The 17695-nt window shown below is 42.9% G+C and carries 22 protein-coding genes; all 22 read right to left on the reverse strand.

Annotation, left to right across the window (positions count from 1 at the left end):
* Positions 1-6: 6 nt before the first annotated feature.
* Positions 7-1080, reverse strand: coding sequence for a flagellar biosynthesis protein FlhB (gene flhB / locus DW826_RS01135; RefSeq protein ID WP_117483989.1), 1074 nt, complete (start codon positions 1078-1080; stop codon positions 7-9).
* 17 nt (positions 1081-1097) lie between these two features.
* Complete coding sequence (locus DW826_RS01140) at positions 1098-1856, reverse strand: flagellar biosynthetic protein FliR (protein WP_117551788.1); 759 nt, start codon at positions 1854-1856, stop codon at positions 1098-1100.
* Between the two features lie 9 nt (positions 1857-1865).
* Entirely contained in the window at positions 1866-2129 is a 264-nt protein-coding gene (locus DW826_RS01145) for a flagellar biosynthetic protein FliQ (protein WP_015553141.1), read from the reverse strand.
* A 15-nt stretch (positions 2130-2144) separates the two neighbouring features.
* Positions 2145-2801, reverse strand: coding sequence for a flagellar type III secretion system pore protein FliP (fliP, locus tag DW826_RS01150; protein WP_015553140.1), 657 nt, complete (start codon positions 2799-2801; stop codon positions 2145-2147).
* Positions 2794-3060 carry a flagellar biosynthetic protein FliO gene (fliO, locus tag DW826_RS01155; RefSeq protein ID WP_015553139.1) on the reverse strand — a complete coding sequence of 89 codons (267 nt, stop codon included), beginning with the start codon at positions 3058-3060 and terminating at the stop codon, positions 2794-2796. The genes fliP and fliO overlap by 8 nt, the downstream gene beginning before the upstream one ends.
* A gap of 1 nt (position 3061) precedes the next feature.
* Positions 3062-4381 (reverse strand): flagellar motor switch protein FliN, encoded by a 1320-nt coding sequence (gene fliN, locus DW826_RS01160; RefSeq protein ID WP_117551789.1) that lies wholly within the window; start codon positions 4379-4381, stop codon positions 3062-3064.
* 20 nt (positions 4382-4401) lie between these two features.
* Positions 4402-4851, reverse strand: coding sequence for a flagellar basal body rod protein FlgC (gene flgC, locus DW826_RS01165; RefSeq protein WP_015553137.1), 450 nt, complete (start codon positions 4849-4851; stop codon positions 4402-4404).
* A gap of 20 nt (positions 4852-4871) precedes the next feature.
* On the reverse strand, positions 4872-5234 hold the full coding sequence (locus DW826_RS01170) for a response regulator (protein ID WP_015553136.1): 363 nt from the start codon (positions 5232-5234) through the stop codon (positions 4872-4874).
* 56 nt (positions 5235-5290) lie between these two features.
* Positions 5291-6382 carry a FliM/FliN family flagellar motor switch protein gene (locus tag DW826_RS01175; RefSeq protein WP_117483991.1) on the reverse strand — a complete coding sequence of 364 codons (1092 nt, stop codon included), beginning with the start codon at positions 6380-6382 and terminating at the stop codon, positions 5291-5293.
* A 15-nt stretch (positions 6383-6397) separates the two neighbouring features.
* The gene (locus tag DW826_RS01180; RefSeq protein WP_117551790.1) at positions 6398-7396 is read right to left on the reverse strand and encodes a flagellar motor protein MotB; all 999 of its coding nucleotides are present in this window, start codon (positions 7394-7396) and stop codon (positions 6398-6400) included.
* A complete protein-coding gene (locus DW826_RS01185; RefSeq protein WP_117551791.1) occupies positions 7393-8211 on the reverse strand; it encodes a MotA/TolQ/ExbB proton channel family protein in 819 nt (272 codons plus the stop codon). Before DW826_RS01185 ends, DW826_RS01180 begins: the two co-directional genes overlap by 4 nt.
* A gap of 12 nt (positions 8212-8223) precedes the next feature.
* On the reverse strand, positions 8224-8427 hold the full coding sequence (locus DW826_RS01190) for a flagellar FlbD family protein (protein WP_117483994.1): 204 nt from the start codon (positions 8425-8427) through the stop codon (positions 8224-8226).
* Positions 8428-8432: 5 nt separating this feature from the next.
* Entirely contained in the window at positions 8433-9353 is a 921-nt protein-coding gene (locus DW826_RS01195; RefSeq protein ID WP_117551792.1) for a flagellar hook-basal body complex protein, read from the reverse strand.
* Between the two features lie 16 nt (positions 9354-9369).
* A complete protein-coding gene (locus tag DW826_RS01200) occupies positions 9370-9939 on the reverse strand; it encodes a flagellar hook capping FlgD N-terminal domain-containing protein (protein WP_117551793.1) in 570 nt (189 codons plus the stop codon).
* 18 nt (positions 9940-9957) lie between these two features.
* Positions 9958-11157: a flagellar hook-length control protein FliK gene (locus tag DW826_RS01205; RefSeq protein WP_117551794.1), complete on the reverse strand. Its 1200-nt coding sequence runs from the start codon at positions 11155-11157 to the stop codon at positions 9958-9960.
* A 1-nt stretch (position 11158) separates the two neighbouring features.
* Complete coding sequence (locus DW826_RS01210) at positions 11159-11617, reverse strand: flagellar FliJ family protein (protein WP_178274605.1); 459 nt, start codon at positions 11615-11617, stop codon at positions 11159-11161.
* A gap of 24 nt (positions 11618-11641) precedes the next feature.
* On the reverse strand, positions 11642-12943 hold the full coding sequence (locus DW826_RS01215; protein ID WP_015553129.1) for a FliI/YscN family ATPase: 1302 nt from the start codon (positions 12941-12943) through the stop codon (positions 11642-11644).
* 39 nt (positions 12944-12982) lie between these two features.
* A complete protein-coding gene (locus DW826_RS01220) occupies positions 12983-13810 on the reverse strand; it encodes a FliH/SctL family protein (RefSeq protein WP_117551796.1) in 828 nt (275 codons plus the stop codon).
* On the reverse strand, positions 13788-14846 hold the full coding sequence (fliG, locus tag DW826_RS01225; RefSeq protein WP_015553128.1) for a flagellar motor switch protein FliG: 1059 nt from the start codon (positions 14844-14846) through the stop codon (positions 13788-13790). Before fliG ends, DW826_RS01220 begins: the two co-directional genes overlap by 23 nt.
* Positions 14824-16560: a flagellar basal-body MS-ring/collar protein FliF gene (gene fliF / locus DW826_RS01230; protein WP_347472265.1), complete on the reverse strand. Its 1737-nt coding sequence runs from the start codon at positions 16558-16560 to the stop codon at positions 14824-14826. Before fliF ends, fliG begins: the two co-directional genes overlap by 23 nt.
* Positions 16561-16623: 63 nt before the next feature.
* Positions 16624-16941, reverse strand: coding sequence for a flagellar hook-basal body complex protein FliE (fliE, locus tag DW826_RS01235; RefSeq protein ID WP_015553124.1), 318 nt, complete (start codon positions 16939-16941; stop codon positions 16624-16626).
* Positions 16942-16977: 36 nt separating this feature from the next.
* On the reverse strand, positions 16978-17370 hold the full coding sequence (flgB, locus tag DW826_RS01240; protein WP_117551797.1) for a flagellar basal body rod protein FlgB: 393 nt from the start codon (positions 17368-17370) through the stop codon (positions 16978-16980).
* Positions 17371-17695 lie beyond the last annotated feature (325 nt).

Below are 17695 nucleotides of genomic sequence, written 5' to 3' on the forward strand. Positions count from 1 at the left end.
CAACTATTATTTTTTATCTTTATTTTTCCCGTTATCCTGTTTATACAGATATACCAGGATTTCTGCTACTGCCGTATAAAATTCTGAGGGGATCGGCCTGTCCAGTTCACAGGAATTGTACATAGCCCGTGCAAGTGGTTTATTTTCAATGGTATAAACATTGTTTTCTTCCCCCACCTTTACGATTCTTAACGCCAGTTCATCTAATCCCTTGGCAAGTACTACCGGAGCATTGTCATGATCAGGATCATATTTTAAAGCAATGGCCACATGGGTAGGATTTCGTATGATCACATCTGCCTGGGGAACCTTCTGCATCATCCTGCTGGATGCCATCTGACGCTGCAGGCTTTTGATCCTGTTTTTAATCTCAGGATTACCTTCTGTCTGTTTATACTCATCTTTTACTTCCTGCTTTGTCATGCGAAGCTCTTTTTCATATTCCCAGCGCTGATACAGATAATCGCCAAAGGCAATGACCATAAAGGCAATACATACACGTATCAGCAGATCAAAGATCATTTTCATCATATAAGCCGCAGATGCTGCAGGACTCATATCGATCATTGATGCCATGGGCTGCAGATCCTGCTTCAGTATGTTGTAAAGCAATACCAGCAGCAGTGTTATCTTGATGGAGTTTTTCACCAACTCTACTGCATTTTTCATGGAAAACAGACGTTTTATGCCTGAAAGAGGATTAAGCCTGTTCCATTTTGGCCGGATGGATTTAAAGGATACATTAAAACGTGTTTGTACTCCATGCGCCACAATTCCAAGTAAAAGGGCTAAAAGCAACAGAGGAAGCGCACATTTTAAAAACACAGACAGTGTAACAAAAACAAGGCTGGCTGAAAGCATATCTTCTGAGGACCGGGCTGCTCCATCTATGACCCAGGTCATATAATTTTTCATCTGTCCATATATAAAAGGAAGCCATATGCGGATCCCGAAAAATATGCCAGCCAAGATCACTACGGTAGCTACATCCCTGCTTTGGAAGATATTTCCTTCTTTTCTGGCATCCCGCCGCTTTTTGGCGGTAGGCTGTTCGGTTTTCTCCTGGCCACTCTGTCCCATCTTCTATGACACTCCTTTCAGACTGGTTTCATATTGCTTAAAAGCTTCCACATCATCTGATACATATATGTAAAGATGGTATCTATATAATCTGCCATTGGCGAAAACAGCAGCAGCATCATCAAAAGCCCCATTATGATCTTTACCTGGAAATTTACCGTAAAAACATTGATCTGGGGAATGATACGCATCAGAATCCCCATTGCCAGTTCTGATACAAGCTCAATTGCTATCATTGGAAATGCAAACTGCATACCAGTAAGGATCCCCTGGCAGAATCCATCTGTGATCACATGGACCAGCATGGGATTAAATGTCACTTTTCCAAAAGGGATCAGCTGTACCGACTGGTAAAACAATGCTAACAGCCGCAAATGACTGTTGCTGGCAAAAAAGATCAGTACCATAAATGCATAATAAATACCGGAACTGACCGTTGACTGGGTTCCATACTGGGGATCATAAACCTGAGCCATGCTAAGTCCCATTGAATAATCCATAATGGAAGAAGCAAACCGGATCGTAAGGAATGCCAGTTCCATTGCAAAGGCTAACACTGCCCCAAGAAAAAGCTCTCCCGCAAGCATCAGGATGTATTCTGCCATTGATCCCGGATATGCCATCTGGGTCTGGTCTGCAGACAGATACAGGAGCAGTGACAGGGCAAAAATAAAATATGCCCTTATTTTTACAGGAAAATTACTTTTTCCAAAAAGGGGATTGAATCCGATGGCTCCGCTCATACGCATCACTGCCATTGAAAATGTGATAAACATAGATCTTCTTTACCCCTTTGCGATCAATTCCACTATGTATTGAAAAAATTCCTGAAGCATGACCAGCATAGAACTTCCTAAAAAACCTAAAAGCACCATAATAGCCAGCAGCTTGGGGACAAATGTCATTGTCTGTTCATTGATCTGTGTGGCTGCCTGAAAAACAGCAATGACCACACCTACGATCATACTGATCAACAGAAATGGCAGCGACAGCTTCATTGCCAGCTGGAATGCTTCATACATGATATCCAGGATCTGCACTTCTGTCATATTCCCACCTCTTTCCTACCGGAAGCTTTGTACCAGACTGGAAAATAAAAGTTCCCAGCCATTTACTGTAATAAATAAAAGTAACTTAAAGGGAAGAGAGACCATAGTTGGCGGAAGCATTACCATACCCATGGACATAAGGGTGGTAGACACCACTATATCTATAAGCAGAAATGGAAGATAAATCAGAAATCCTGCAAGAAACCCTTTTTTTAATTCGCTGGTCATAAAAGCTGGTACAACAACAGTAAGAGGATATTCTTTCACATCTTTCTTAACTTCCTGTTTTGACATCTGTACAAAATGATCCAGCGTATCCTTCTCTGTATTGCGAAGCATGAATTGCTTCAGTGGATCTGCCATGCGGCTTACTGCCTCCTGCTGTGTGATCTCCCCATTTTTATAGGGCTCGTAGGCAACCGTATTGATCTGACCTATAACCGGACTCATAATATACAGCGACAAAAAAAGTGCCATGCCTGTTAATACCATATTAGGCGGCGTCTGCTGGACTCCCATTGCATTTCTCGTAAAAGAAAGTATGATTATAATACGCATAAAGGAACTCATCATAACCACAATGGAAGGAAGCAATGCTGCAAAGGTAAGCAGCATGATAATATCCAGCGCAGGAACATTTCCTCCATTTAAGCCTGTAATCAGCTCATTCATTCGTTTTCTCCTCCTTAAACCGTTCCAGAACCTGGATCCCCGTCTGACTAGTCCCAAGCAGATATTGGTTTTCATCCAGTTTAAGAAGAATAATGTACTGATCATTTCCTACTTTTAGTTGTTCCAGTATCCGCATCTTTCCCCCTTTATTTCCATAAGGGGCGTTTTTCCCCAGGTACCGGCTTGCCTGCCATGCCAAAAACAAAATGACTACAAAAGCAAGCAGCATACCTGTTGTAGAAACAATATCTGTTATCATATTAAGGGCTCTCCGGATTGATATCCCTGGTTACAATATCGGTAATACGGATACCAAAATTATCCTCTACTACTACAATATCTCCCCTGGCAACACACTGTCCATTTACATACAGGTCTGCCTGTTCTCCTGCCATTTTGTCCAGGACTACAAGAGATCCCTGGGTAAACTCCAGAATATCCTTTACCAATTTCTTAGTGCGTCCTATTTCCACTGATATCTCCAACGGCACCTTCATGAGCATTTCCTGGTTGGCGCTTTCTTCTCCATTTTCACTTCCAGAAGATTCAAGACCAGGCGCATTGGCCGGCCGGATCAGGGCAGGTTCCCTGGATTCCTTTTTCCCTTCCTGTTCCCGTTTTTCCATATCCTGCATCAGCTGCATCATCTGCACCTGTGACTGCTGCATCTGATTCAAAAGCTGTAAAATAGCCGGATTCATATCTGCAGAAATACCAGCTGGAATCTGGGAATATACCGGCTGCGATGTAGGTGCTGGCTGCGGTGTAGGTACTGGCTGCGGTGTAGATGCTGGCTGTGGGACCGGTGCTGGCTGCGGGGCCGGTGCTGGCTGCGGGGCCGGTGCTGGCTGCGGTGTAGGTGCTGGTTCTGGATCAGGCTGCGTTTTTTCTTTCTCTGCTGCCTCTTCTATTACCTTCTCTGCAGTTTCTTCTGCTGCCTTTGATCCTGACTCCTTATTTTCTGTCTGAACCTCTGCTGCTTCTTCCAGGGATATCTCAAATGGTTCCAAAAGCCTTTTGGCAAGCTTTTCCGGCATAATATTTAAAAACTCACTTTTCAGCTTTCCTTCGATCTCAAGGGTAAAGGAAATGACCACCATAGGAATTGCTTCCGGAAAATACTTGTTTTTAAAGCTTTCTGCGTCTGTGATCTCAAAAGAAACTGGTGTGGATATATTAACTGTAAATTTCAAAAATTCTGAAAGTGCCGTTGCTGAAGCACCCATCATCTGGTTCATTACCTCACAAATAGCACTTCTGTTGATCTCATCCAGTTCAAATTTATCATCTGGTACCTCTTCGCCCAGAAGGGTTCCTACTATGATGCGCACGTCATTTCTGCTGAACATCATAATATTGCTTCCTTCCAGGCCCTCTACATAAGCGATTTCTACTCCTACTGCCGGTTCCAGCTTTTTAAACTCAAACTGATCCCTTGTAAGGATCTTTACCTTTGGAGTCGTGATGTGAACGGTAGATCCCAAAAGGGTAGACATTGCTGTCGCTGATGCTCCAAGGCTGATATTCATCATCTCCCCAAGAGCATCTATTTCCATCTCATTAAAGCTGAGTGCACCCATTCTTATTTTCCTCCTGTTTTCTACTTACCGATTTCCAGTGCTTTCTGAGCCATCAGCTTAATTGCGTTTAATGCTGTTACATTTGCTTCATAAGACCGGGTCGCTGACATGCTGTCTACCGTTTCCTTCAGCACATCCACATTTGGCATAGTCACATAGCCGTCTGCATCCGCATCCGGATGATCCGGATTGTAAACTTTCTTAGCTTCTCTGTCATCTTCCACAATGCCAGAAACTCTTACTCCTGCATGACGGCTGGTTATTCCTTTTCCCCGTGCTGCATTTTCCATTGCCTGGGCAAAAGACGTATCTGAATAGCTTTCAAGAAGTACATTTTTCCTTCGGTATGGACCACCTGACTCTGTCCGCGTTGTGTCCATATTTGCTATGTTTTCTGCCGCAATATCCATCCTGACACGCTGTGCGCTCATTCCAGAAGCGCTTATATCGAATGAACCTAAAAATGCCATAACAGTTCCCTCCTTATGGATCATTTTCCTAAAATGTCATTTACAGTTTTTACAATTCTCTGTGCATCAAAAGGCTTCACCACAAAATCACGGGCACCTGATTTGATCGCATCTACAACCATGCTTTCCTGTCCCATTGCTGTACACATAACAACTTTGGCATTTGGATCACCTTCACGAATTTTTTTCAAAGCCTGAAGCCCGTCCATATTTGGCATGGTGATATCCATAATTACCATGTCCGGTTTTTCCTCACTGTATTTTTTTACTGCTTCTGCCCCATCCTGTGCCTCGATAAAATCGTTATATCCACTTGAACTGAGAGCTTTCTTGATCATCATCCTCATAAAAGCAGCATCGTCTACCAGCATTATCTTAGCCATTTCTTATTCCTCTTCTTCCTTCATTCTTATTTATACTCCCGTATTCCGGAGCGTATTTATCCTTGTTCTTTTACAGATCCGTCACTGTTATCAGGATCTTCTTCCTTCTGCGGCATTATATCCGTTTTCTTTTCTTCTATTTGTGACGCAATGCATTTTTCAATCTTCACAGCCACATTTTTCTTATAACATCCCATTTGTCCTGTAAACCAAGGCTGACGTCCTACAAAAAGTCTGACCGGACTGTCTTTTGGCTTTCCAAGATCGATCACATCTCCTACCTGGATCTGATAAAGTCCTTTCAGATCCAGCTGTACCGTGCCAAGCTGTCCTGTAATAGGCAGTTTGGAGTAACGGATATTATCCATGATCTTCTCTTTATTATCCTGATAAGAAAATCCTCTTGCCAGGTGCTTGCGGTTGTCAATACTGTGAAAGATCACCGTAAGAAGATTGCCCGGAAGGCAGATCTTTACTTTTTCCTGTGCCTGTCCAGATATGTCCACATTTAAAATGATAATGGCTACTGTTTCATCCAGACCTACATCCTGGACCATGGTTGGATTTTCTTCTACATGTTCTACGGAAAAAACAATGCTCACATAATTCGAAAATCCATCCTTTAAGGTACCTGTCATATATTCTACAATCCGCTTGTACAAAGCACGTTCCACGTCGGAATACCGGTAATCATCCTCTACTGCTACAACATCTTCGCCCCCCAGCATATGGTTGATCAGTGTAATCACCATACCCGGAGTTACAAACAGCATCAGTGGAACACTCATTTTTTCTTCTCCTGCTATTGATGCGTCTATCATTGTCATGCAGTCGTTTTCGTGAAGGGCATTTACGTATTCGTAATACCTTCTTTCCTGTACATCCAGCACCGTTATGTCCGTCATCACGCGGAAAATACCGTTGATCTGGGAAGTAAGAATACGTGCATAATTCTCAAATACACTCCTGAGGATCTTCATTTTTTCTTTTGTGAATTTCCTCGGGCTGAAAAAGTCGTATTTAATATAGTTCTTTTCTTCTGGTGACAGAGGCTGTACAGATTCGGTTTTCTTTTCCTGTGCTGGTGCATCCGCACTCATGGATTTTAAAAGTGCATCTATCTGGCTTTGTGATAAAACATCTGCCATTCTTCCTGACCTCTCTTATTCACTGGTATTTTGCATTTTCTCCACAGACCCTGCATCTTCTGCACCTGCATCTTCTGCACCTGCATCTTCTGCACCTGCATCTGCTGCACCTGCATCTGCTGCACCGGTATCTACCGGTGCCTCTGTATCTGCCGGTACGGTTTCACCACCCTGGGAAGAGCTTTGTGACTCTCCTACTGTTACTACTGTAGTATTCGCATATTCACCGCTCTTAAACTCTTTATAATACTCATTCAGGTCTCTTTCTTTTGCCCCATTATCTAAAAGCAAAAATTCAATCCTGCGGTTTTTTATCCTTCCTTCTTCTGTGGAATTATCTGCTATAGGGCGATATTCACCATAACTTATATCCACCAGCTTCTCCGGCTTTATTACATTCTGCTGCTGAAGATAAATACATACTTCTGCAGATCTCATCGCCGAAAGGATACGGTCTTTTCGTATAATCTGTGGATTGATCTGTGAATTATCTGTTACTTTCGCAGTGTGGGACATGATATTAACCTGTTCAATCCCACCTGCTGCAGGAGCTATGGCTTTTGCAAATGTATAGAGGACTGCCTGTCCTTCCCGTGTAAGCACGGAGCTGTCTGCACCGAAAAACACATTATTTGCAAAAGAAACATAAGTATAATCATCTCCCCTGATGACCGTAGCCTCCTTTACACCCGCCTGATTCAGGCTTTCAGCGATCGTAAGATACAGCTCATTTACATCTTCTGCCTGAAGAGCTTCCTGGGCAATCTCCTGGCCGATCTCCTGGCCTTTGCTATCCACCTCTGGGGTATCTGACATCTGGGAATTAATGGTAATATTCTCTGATCCCTGGTTCTGTATGCTTGGGATGCTTTTCACAAAAATAGTCCATTTCTGTGCGTCCAGGTTAGACATGGAATACAGCATGATAAAAAATGTAAGCAGCAATGTTACCATGTCTCCATAAGTATCCATCCAGTTGCCGCCGCTGTCTGTGGGGCGATTTTTCTTACTCATTTATCTTCCTGTTCCTTCCCCTGAAAATCTCCAGCTTCTGCTTTTGCAAGGATCTTCCGCTGCTGTGACTGTTTAATCGATGCAAGAAGATGTTCCCTCAGGTATTTTGGATTTTCTCCTGCCTGTATGGCAATGATCCCTTCAATGATAGTAGAACAATACAGTTCTTCCTCATCCTGACGGATCCTCAGTTTCTTTGCGATCGGATTAAAAATAACATTTGCAAGAATACAGCCGTAAAAGGTTGTGATCAATGCTACTGACATGTCACTGCCGATAGTAGATGAACCGCCTGCATCCATATTCATTCCCTTCAGCATGTTGATCAAACCGATCAGGGTACCTATCATACCAAAGGACGGTGCATAAGATGCAGCTTTTTCATAAAGACCTGCCGCCTGGTCGTGACGGACCATCATATTATCCAGTTCTCTTTCCAGAACCAGCCTTACTTTGTCCGGATCGTTTGCATCTACGATCATCAGGACACTCTGCTTAAAGAAAGTATCCTTGATCTCCGCCGCTTTATCCTCCAACGCCAGAAGGCCGCTCTGCCTTGCTATGGTTCCCAGATCTACAAGCTGTTCGATCAATTTGGGGATATTATAGCGGTTTCCCCTTATAAGTACTGCAAAATGCTTTGGGATATCCTTTAATATCCCTAATGGATAGCTGGACAAAGTTGCTGACAGAGTCCCACCAATTACAATGACCATACTGGGGATATTAATAAAGTTACCAATCTTGGCAAAACTGATTCCGTTTACAATTAAAGCAAAACCCAGGATTATACCTAGTAATGTTGTAGGATCCACCTGCTTTTCCTCCTAAATCTGCATCTCTTTTTTTATGCTGACACACCTTTGAAAGAACCCGGTCACCTGATCTTTGATGCTTTCTACACTGTCTTTTACCAGATAGTAATCTCCATTCATCATACGGATCTTTGTTTCCGGAATCTGTTCGATCAATTCAACCTGAAGCCAGTTCAGATATAAAATCTCTCCGTTAAGTCGTTCTACACAGATCATATTCCTTACCGCTTCATGTTGATCAGATCAGACAGGATCTCATCACTGACTGTGATGATCTTTGAATTGGCCTGAAAGCCTCTCTGTGTTGTGATCATATCAGAAAATTCCTTTGCAAGATCCACATTGGAAGCCTCCAGATATCCGGTCATTAAAGAAGAGGTGCTTCCTCCTGGGATCGTAGCGGAAGCATTACCACTGTTATCGCTTTCTGCTGCCCCATAGTAAAAAGAACCCTTTTTGCTTAAGCCCTCCGGATTCTGGAAGGTGGCAATGGCAACCTTACCGATGCTGACGGTTTTTCCATCCTTATCCGGATCCGTTGACTTTACTGTACCTGAAATCTCTCCCAGACTGTTAATCTTTACATTTGTCAGCTGCAGCGGATCATCACCAAAATCATTGCCTGTTACATCACTAGGAACCTTGATGGCTACAAGATCTCCATCAAATCTCGTTGGCTTATCTACCTCATCCGGACGGAAACCATAAACAAAATTTCCGTTGGCATCTGTAAGATATCCATTTCCGTCAATATTGAACTGACCAACTCTGGTATAATCAAAGTCCGTTTTCTTCATATCCGCTACTGTAACCGTTTCTGTGCTCTTTGGGAATGTAATAAAGAAGCCTTCTCCGTCTACACTTGCATTAAGACCACCTACATAGGTTGGTGTAGAGGCACTCATATCCGTACTGATGGAACCCATCATGGAACCATATCCATACTGGGCTGCATTTACACCACCGGCATTCTCGCTTCCCTTTGTGGAGGTGGTGGAAGTCTGGTACATCGCCTCTTTAAAGCTGTAGCTCTGGGACTTAAAACCAAATGTATTTACGTTTGCAATATTGTTGCCGATGACGTCCAGTTTGTTCTGATGCGCCCGAAGACCTGATACTGCTGAATCCATTGCTCTTAACATATTCTTTTGCTCCTTTTTACATTTCTTCTGTTTCTGTATCTTCAGATCCTGTGTCTTTCAGATCTGCATTTGCTAACTGTTCTGTGATCTTATCTGTTTTTTCAGATCCTCTGTCAGGATCTTTTTCACCTGCTTTCTCTGGAAGCTTTCCTACTCCCAGGACACTGGACATCTTATAGCTGGTATCATCACCTTCCAGACGTACCACCGGATCTCCCTGGGTAAAATCAACAGAAATTACCTTCCCATATTTCACGCCATTTGCTGCCCCGGTATCAGGATCCGTAACCGCCACTGTTATCTCCTGACCGATCAGGCTGCCTGCATATGTCTGAGTTGTAACAGCAGCTGATGTATTTAATGACTCTGTCATGGCAGTAAGTGACTGGACCATTGCCATATTTGTCATCTGGGACATCATTTCGCTGTTATCCATAGGGCTTGTCATATCCTGATTGGAAAGCTGTGCTGCTAACAGCTTGATAAAGCTGTTTACATCCATCGTGTTCTTGCTGTTGGATCCGGCACTGTAAACACCTGCCTGATACGGGTTTGCAGTGCTGCTGACTGTTATTTGATCTGCCATATCACTTTAATCCTCCTTCTAGGCCAGTCCCAGCCTTAGCTGTTGGGCAAAGCTGTCATCCTGCTTCTGGCGCTGCTCTTTTTGATCCTGCCTGCCGTTTCTGCCATGACCGGGATCCTGATCCATGTTTTGCCTGTTTTCAGTCTGTTCCGGTGTGTAAATAACGGTAGGGGTTCCTGTTTTTTCTTCCAGGATCTGTGCCAGATGCCCTGCTTCTTTGCTTAATATCTCCAGTGTTTTTGCACTGGTTGAAAAAATAGTGACCTCTGTTTTTCCTTTTTCATACTCCAGCCGGATAGTCAGCTTTCCAAGCCTTTCCGGCTCCAGGGAAAGCTCCAGCTTTCCTTTTTTTTCACTGATCTTTGTATCCAGGTAGTTTCCCAGATCCTCTGTCAATGTATCCTGGGCTGTTGGCAGCCGGTCTGCCGGTCCTGTATCAACAGCAGCTGGTTTTGCTGCTGTGCCAGCTGAACTTTCAACAGTTCCTGTATAACCGGGCGATGCCAGGGCTGTCATTTCCTTTCCGGAAATATGTTCCTTCTGGTCTGGTATTTCTTCTTCCCGGTTCATTTTGGCAGTTTGCTTTGACTGCCCGGCTTCTCCGGTCCGTCCTGCAGCTTCTGTCTGTGCCGGTCTGTTCTGGAGCTTTAAGTCATCTGCATGGACAGCTGTTTCTGTGTGGGGGGCTTCGGTCTTCTGTATGGTACTGACCGCTGCCGACTGGTCCTCCATTCCTGTTTCCACCGTTGTCTGTACAGCCAGATCTTGTATTCCATTTATTTCATTGTTGTAAACAGCAGGCGTTTTACTATTTTCTGCTGTTATCTGTACAAAGGTCCTGTAGCAGGCTTCAGAAACATAGGCAGCTGCCAGTTCCTGCTCCTGCTCTTTTTCTCCATCCTGGCTGTTCTTTCCGTCCTGTATGTCTGTTACTTTTATTTCTGCTTTTATTTCATCTGTTTTTACGTTTTCTCCGGACTGCCTGCCATTAACCTGTTTTTCATTTCCCCTGTTTTTGGTTTCTTCTGGCTGTGTTTCTTTATTTTTTGTTTCCCCTGTTTCTGCTTTTTTTGTTTCGTCATTCTGGGCTGCTTTTTTCTGGTATTTTGTCAGCATCGATGCAAAATCTGACCCATTCTCCACTTTTTCTTCTGGGTTCGTACCTGACTTCACAGAATATCCTGTTTTTATCTGACCGGTATTTTCAATCCTGCTCAACCTAGATTACCTCCCTGTTTTGAGAATATCTGGCTGTTCTTGAAGCAAATTCTTCTATAAACAGCTCCTGTGCCTTTTTAGCAGCTTTTTCATACTCACTCTGCCGCCTGTCCTTTAACTTTTCATAACGGGACGTATCTATCTTTGCAGCGATCACCTGTACTTTTTTCTTTTCTTCTTGCTGCTGTAAAAGCTTTAACTGTTCCTGTTTTTTCCGGATCTGATTTTCCATTTCACTGATATACATACCATAAAGACAAATATCTTTTATCTGTACATCCTGTTTTTTCAAATCATCCATCTTATTCTGGGCAGATACCAGCTTGTTCTCCAGTTCCTGTATCTCTGCTTCTTTTTTCCGGATCTGTGCCAGAAGTGTACCATGTTCTGCCTTAATGCTGTCCAGAATCTGTTCCTTATAATGAAGTACATTTTCAAGACTGTATTTAAATCTCTTCATCTTAAGTATCATCTCCTATAACTGCTAACCCACGATTTTTTCCATTCTCCTTATGCTTTCCTCATAAGGGATATTTTCATTTGTTTCCTGTTCCAGAAATTTATTCATATCACCTATGCGGTCAACTGCTTCATCCAGAGCACTGTTTGCACCTTTTTTGTAAGCGCCAATGGAGATCAGGTCTGCATTTTTCTGATAAAGACTTAACATGTTCCTGAACCTTGAAGCTGCTTTCCTGTGTTCTTCCCCGGCTATATCATTCATAAGACGTGAAATACTCGCACTGATATCAATAGCCGGAAAATGGTTTGCATTAGCCAGCTGCCTGCTTAAAACAATATGACCATCCAAAATACCTCTGACTGTATCAGCCACCGGCTCATTGGTATCGTCTCCCTCCACCAGTACCGTATAAATCCCGGTAATGGAACCTTTTGCAAAATTCCCGCTTCTTTCCAGAAGCCTTGGAAATTCTGCATAAATAGAAGGTGTATAACCTCTGGCTATAGGCGGTTCTCCAATAGCAAGACCGATCTCCCTCTGTGCCATGGCATATCTGGTAAGAGAATCCATCATCAGCAGCACATCTGCTCCCTGATCCCTGAAATATTCAGCGATCGTTGTTGCAACCAAGGGACATTTCATACGCAGCATTGCCGGCTGGTCTGATGTGGCTACAATAAGGACAGAACGTTTCATGCCCTCTTCTCCCAGATCCTTTTTAACAAATTCCAGAACCTCCCTGCCTCGCTCTCCTACCAGGGCGATCACATTGATATCTGTTTTTACATTCCGGGCGATCATTCCCATCAATGTACTTTTTCCAACACCGGAGCCTGCAAAAATCCCCATTCTCTGACCTTTTCCAATGGTATTTAAACCATCAATGGCCTTAATCCCAAATTCCAGATGTTCCCTGATAGGAGGACGGTTAAGGGGGTTGATATAGGCACTGTCTACTGTATAAAGCTTCCCTGGGGGAAACTCTCCTTTTTCGTCAATGGGATGCCCCAGCGCGTTGATGATACGGCCTTTCAGGAAGTCTCCCACCGGTATCTGCAAACGGCATCCGGTATTGCGGACAAAACTTCCCGCTGTGATCCCGCTGATATTTTCATAGGTCATCAGCTGTATTTTGCCATTTTTGAATCCTACCACTTCCGCAGGAACCTGACAGTTCTCAGCTTCATTGTAGATCATAACAATATCACCAATACCGGATCTGCCTCCGGAAGCTTCCATTGACATTCCCACTACATTTTCAATTTTTCCAATGCGGTCTGCTGTTTCTGCCTGCTGTATTAACTTCAGGAGATTTTCATACATGGTTTTCACCTCTGTGTACTTTATGTATCCATAAAATCTTTATGTATTGGCGTTGTCTACAAGTCTGTGTATATTTTCAAGCTGGGTATCTACACTCATATCTATAATCCCGTCCGGCATTTCGATGATACAGCTTCCGCATTTTCCGTCCTCCATTACTATAAATTTGACGTTGTCAGAGAGCCGTGACAGTTTCTCTGCCAGATGTCCATCTGCCTGAACCATGGTCTCATAGTCTTCTTTTTCCATATAGATCTTGACCCAGTCCATTTTCTGCAGTTTTTCTGTTTCAGCTTCTATCATCCTGCTTATAACAGAACCGCTGGATCTCAGGCTGATATGGATCACTTTTTCAGCCACTGCCACAGCAATATCTTTTAATTCTTCCAGATATTCTCTGAGGCATTTTTCTTTTTCTTTGTTGATCTCTATTAAGGCTTTTTCCAGGCTTTCTTTAAAAAACCGCTGATTTTCACGATGTTTCGCCTCATTTTCCTCTTCTGCCCTAATCAGTCCCTCTTCATAGCCTTTTTGTCTGCCTTCTTCAAATCCTTTCATCTGGGCTTCCTCAGAGATCTGTTCTGCCTTTTCGTTTGCTTCCTGTTCAATGGCTGCCGCTTCTTTCCGGGCTTCTTCTAATATTTTTTCTTTTTCCCTAAGCACCAGCTCTATTTGTTCCTGACTGCATTCCAGACCATTGCATGTATCATTGCCCGCATTTAAAGAAGCTTCCGTTTCTTTTTTATTCTGCTTTTCTGTTTCTGGTTTCTGTGCATCCGGTGCCGTAAATACCTGTAAGGGAAGCTTCCGGACTCTGGCTTTATTTTCAAAGCCTGTATCCTGATCAGACAACAATGTTATCGTCATCTCCTCCCTTATTGATTATTACTTCTCCTGCATCTTCCAGTTTACGGATCAGATTAACAATACGCTGCTGTGCCTCTTCCACTTCCTTAAGCCTTACATTGGTAGTGATCTCCAGGTCTCCCTTGACTGTTTCTGCCATACGCTTGGACATATTTGCAAAGAATACGTTCTTCATATCCTCTGATGCAGTCTTTAATGCATATACAATATCCTTGGAATCGCAATCCCTGATAAAACGCTGTACAGATCTTGGATCCATATCGATGATATTCTCGAACATGAACATCTTGTCCCTGATGCTTTTTGACAGTTCCGGATTATCTTTATCCATTTCATCAAAGATCTGTTTCTCGTTTCCTCGGTCAACATGGTTCATCACATCTGCCACATAATCAATACCGCCCAGGTTCATATTATCCTCACTGGTAATGATCGTAGCGAATTTCCTCTTCATTTCCTCTTCCACAATAGCTATTGCCTCAGGAGATACACGGCTCATATTTGCCATGCCTTCCAGTACCGGTATCCTTTTTTCATTTGGAAGCTGTTCCAGTATCTGGGCCGCCTGCTGAGGATCCATATAAGCCATGATCAGAGCGATCACCTGGGGCCGCTCATGCTGGAGCAGGGCAAGAAGGGATTTGGGATCTCCCTTTGTAAAAAAGTTAAATGGCTTGGACTGGAGAGTCTTGGATACTTTTTCCAGAAGATTTCTGGCTGTGGTTTCTCCAAAAGCTTTTTCCAGTACACTTCTGGCATAATCCAGACCTCCATCTGTCATCATCTTGTGGGTAAGGCACATTTTATAAAACTCATCTAATGCATTCTCCACCTGGGCATTATTTGTTTTTCCAAGCTTTGCTACCTCATAAGTCAGGTCTTCGATTTCCTGTTCACTGAGATATTTATAAATCTGGGAAGCGCGGTCTGCTCCTAAAGACACAACTACCACTGCTGCTTTCGCCCGCGCATCCATTTTATCCAGTTCGGATCCCCCGGTAATATCTGTTATCTTACTTCCCTCTATTTCTGCCATCGTTTCCTCCACCAGTAAGCAGCCAATTCTGGATCAGTTTTGCTGCGATCTGCGGATTTTCATCCACAAAGGAACCGATCTCCTGTTTTAATTTCAGACTGTGCTGCATTTTCAGATTTAAAATTTCTTCATTTTTCTTAAGTTCATCGTCCTGTCCCTGAAGCGCCGACTGTTCCTCTTCAGTTAACAAGGATATATTCCCATCATTTTTAGTTTTATTGTCGGCGGCAATGGCATTTTGAGAATTTTCAGTAATCGCACCTCCATCCGGTATCTGTTCCAACAGTGCCTGTCTTTCTTCTTCTGACGCTTTCAAATGCTGCCTGCTGAGTATCAGCAAAGCAATCAGCAATACAAGAAGCAGCCCACCTGCCCCTATGGCGATCAAAAGAGGCAATGGAAGCTTTGCTTTCTGTGCCGGTGCTGTTACCGGCACTGCATCTGTGTTTTTACTGGCTGCTGAAAGGGCTCTTATAACCGTGATCTTTGAAGGAGCGTCCTCCTGGGTAATACCTGCTGAATTAGCTACAAGACTGACCAGATCTGCGTCTGCAATAGATGTATCATCTGTATCAATAGTAACGCCTACTGTTGTATTTTCCAGAACACCAGGATCGATCTGACGCTGTTCTTTTGTGGAATTATACAGCCACTCTCTTATTGCGCTGTTGTTGGAATATGTATCTGAACCTGCCTGTGTGCCTGTCTGGCCCGTATAACGGGGTGTATCTGCATTAGCATCTGCGCCTGCTACGCCTCCATTTCCCGAAGACGTACTTCCCGTATTCTCCCCTGCTGTTTCTTCTTTTTCCAGCAGTCCTGTTTTATCATTCTGGTCAACCTTATCCGGAGTGGTATACTGGACTGTTTCCTGGATCAGCTTCTGCATATTCAGTGTGCCTTTTACAGAAACTGCAACTTTTCCCTGTCCATACATTAATTCCAGGACCCGGCGCACATTTCCTGCTATACTTTTTTCTACCTGACTGGTAAGCTCTGCTACATCTTTTCCTGTACCGGCAGTATTACCTGCCTCATCTTCACCGCCGACTTCCATCATGGTAGCAGCATCAAATACAGAAACATTGGTAAAATTCATTCCCTTTACAGCTCTTGCGATCAGGTTCTTGATAGCAGCTGCCTTTGTATCTGTCAGATCCTGTCCGGGATCCATTGTCACCACAACAGAGGCTGATGCATCTGTCTGCTGTGTATCATCCAGTGCATATTTCTGGGTTCCGCCTTCTGCTATGGTCACTTTTGCATCACGTACCCCTTCAAATAATCCGATCTGGGCACCAAGACGATCCTGAAGTTCATACAATGTATATTTTTCCTTATCCTTTTCAGTGCTCATGATTCCCGCATTATTACGGTACATATCATAAGTAAAGCCGCTTTTAGGATATCCTTTGCTTAGCAATTCAGCCCTGGTCTTATCTACTGTATCTGACATTACCTGGACAGAGCCGTTTTTGTCATTGTATCTGTAATCAACACCTTCATCCTGAAGAAGACTTACAACTGCCTGGGCATCATCCGAGCTCATTCCTGTAAACAAGGTACTGTATCCTTTTTTCGTGCCTATATTCAGGACCAGAAGTCCGGCTGCCGCCAGGATAATCGTCCCCGCTGCAATGACTGCGATCATTTTTTTTGTTTTCCCTGGCATCTTCTGCCATGCTTCTTTTAGATTCTGCACTGTTCCATTCATCCTTTGCATTTCCATATATAGCAAATATTAAAAATCTACTGTTCCATTCCATGGCCAGCAGTATTAAACACTCATCTTTAAAATTTCGTTATACGCTTCCATTGCTTTATTTCTAAGAGAGATCATAACTTCCAGGCTCAGTTCTGCTTTTGCCTGGGCGATTGGAAGACTGTGGGCATCTTCTAACTGCCCCGTTGCCAGAAGATACTGTTTCTGTTCTACATCCTTCTGTGTGTCATAAACATTTTGCACTGTATCTTCAAGCACTGACTGGAACACAGATTTTGTGCCATTTTCTGTTCCTGTTATTTTTTTATCATTCTTTTCAACAGCATCCCACCCTTTCATAGGGGTAATAAACCCATTCACCTGTTCAATCATTTTATATTTTCTCCTTAACTGTATAATTTGTATGATTTAAAAGTTTTTAGCTGCGCTGCGCAGACGTGAAAGGTCGCTACTTACAGAACTGATCATAAACTGGTATTCATAAGCTGTTCTTGCCAATTCAACCTGTTCCTGATCCATATCCACATTATTCTCATCCAGTCTGGTTGATTCATTTAAGGTTGTATGGACAGACGGTCTCATATTTTCAATCCCTCTTGCCACATTTTTCATAGAAGCCTTCTTCACAGTAAGAGCAGACCGGATCTTCTGTGCCAGTTCATTCTCAAAGGTCATATATTGTGACTTAAAACCTGGCGTATCAACATTTGCAATGTTGTTCATAGTCAGGTTCTGTCTCATCCATAAGCTGTCCAGGGTTTTTTCTCCAAGTAATAATCCATTCCCATACAAGTCCATCATAAATGTTCATCCTCCTGTGTGGCCGATATAATTTTCTTCAAAAAATACATACCGTTAATATCCCTTGATGGAAGGGGTTACAATTTTCGTATTTTTATCATTATCTATACACTCTATATAATATATAATTCTTATGTTTTTTTCAAGTCTTATGTTTTTAGCTGCCGCCTTTTTTGTATTGGTAATTTGTCACAAAGTTTTATAGCAATTTGCATTGTCTTTTTATTATATCTATTTATTTTTTTATTTTGCCCATACAATTGTGATTTTGCATAACTCCACCGTTATTTTGCACGTTTTAGATGTTATATTTTGTCAATAAATA

Source organism: Clostridium sp. AM34-11AC (assembly GCF_003435375.1).
Classification (GTDB): Bacteria; Bacillota; Clostridia; order Lachnospirales; family Lachnospiraceae; genus Pilosibacter; species Pilosibacter fragilis.

What these genes read in the sequence shown, in the direction of transcription:
- fliE (WP_015553124.1), bottom strand. Translation starts at nt 16,941, where the DNA reads ATGATTGAACAGGTGAATGGGTTTATTACCCCTATGAAAGGGTGGGAT.
- DW826_RS01145 (WP_015553141.1), bottom strand. Translation starts at nt 2,129, where the DNA reads ATGACAGAAGTGCAGATCCTGGATATCATGTATGAAGCATTCCAGCTG.
- DW826_RS01210 (WP_178274605.1), bottom strand. Translation starts at nt 11,617, where the DNA reads ATGAAGAGATTTAAATACAGTCTTGAAAATGTACTTCATTATAAGGAA.
- DW826_RS01180 (WP_117551790.1), bottom strand. Translation starts at nt 7,396, where the DNA reads ATGAGTAAGAAAAATCGCCCCACAGACAGCGGCGGCAACTGGATGGAT.
- DW826_RS01200 (WP_117551793.1), bottom strand. Translation starts at nt 9,939, where the DNA reads ATGGCAGATCAAATAACAGTCAGCAGCACTGCAAACCCGTATCAGGCA.
- DW826_RS01140 (WP_117551788.1), bottom strand. Translation starts at nt 1,856, where the DNA reads ATGTTTATCACATTTTCAATGGCAGTGATGCGTATGAGCGGAGCCATC.
- DW826_RS01170 (WP_015553136.1), bottom strand. Translation starts at nt 5,234, where the DNA reads ATGGCTAAGATAATGCTGGTAGACGATGCTGCTTTTATGAGGATGATG.
- flgB (WP_117551797.1), bottom strand. Translation starts at nt 17,370, where the DNA reads ATGATGGACTTGTATGGGAATGGATTATTACTTGGAGAAAAAACCCTG.
- fliO (WP_015553139.1), bottom strand. Translation starts at nt 3,060, where the DNA reads ATGATAACAGATATTGTTTCTACAACAGGTATGCTGCTTGCTTTTGTA.
- DW826_RS01175 (WP_117483991.1), bottom strand. Translation starts at nt 6,382, where the DNA reads ATGGCAGATGTTTTATCACAAAGCCAGATAGATGCACTTTTAAAATCC.
- flhB (WP_117483989.1), bottom strand. Translation starts at nt 1,080, where the DNA reads ATGGGACAGAGTGGCCAGGAGAAAACCGAACAGCCTACCGCCAAAAAG.
- DW826_RS01215 (WP_015553129.1), bottom strand. Translation starts at nt 12,943, where the DNA reads ATGTATGAAAATCTCCTGAAGTTAATACAGCAGGCAGAAACAGCAGAC.
- DW826_RS01220 (WP_117551796.1), bottom strand. Translation starts at nt 13,810, where the DNA reads ATGACGATAACATTGTTGTCTGATCAGGATACAGGCTTTGAAAATAAA.
- fliP (WP_015553140.1), bottom strand. Translation starts at nt 2,801, where the DNA reads ATGAATGAGCTGATTACAGGCTTAAATGGAGGAAATGTTCCTGCGCTG.
- DW826_RS01190 (WP_117483994.1), bottom strand. Translation starts at nt 8,427, where the DNA reads ATGATCTGTGTAGAACGACTTAACGGAGAGATTTTATATCTGAACTGG.
- DW826_RS01195 (WP_117551792.1), bottom strand. Translation starts at nt 9,353, where the DNA reads ATGTTAAGAGCAATGGATTCAGCAGTATCAGGTCTTCGGGCGCATCAG.
- fliN (WP_117551789.1), bottom strand. Translation starts at nt 4,381, where the DNA reads ATGGGTGCACTCAGCTTTAATGAGATGGAAATAGATGCTCTTGGGGAG.
- flgC (WP_015553137.1), bottom strand. Translation starts at nt 4,851, where the DNA reads ATGGCATTTTTAGGTTCATTCGATATAAGCGCTTCTGGAATGAGCGCA.
- fliF (WP_347472265.1), bottom strand. Translation starts at nt 16,560, where the DNA reads ATGAATGGAACAGTGCAGAATCTAAAAGAAGCATGGCAGAAGATGCCA.
- fliG (WP_015553128.1), bottom strand. Translation starts at nt 14,846, where the DNA reads ATGGCAGAAATAGAGGGAAGTAAGATAACAGATATTACCGGGGGATCC.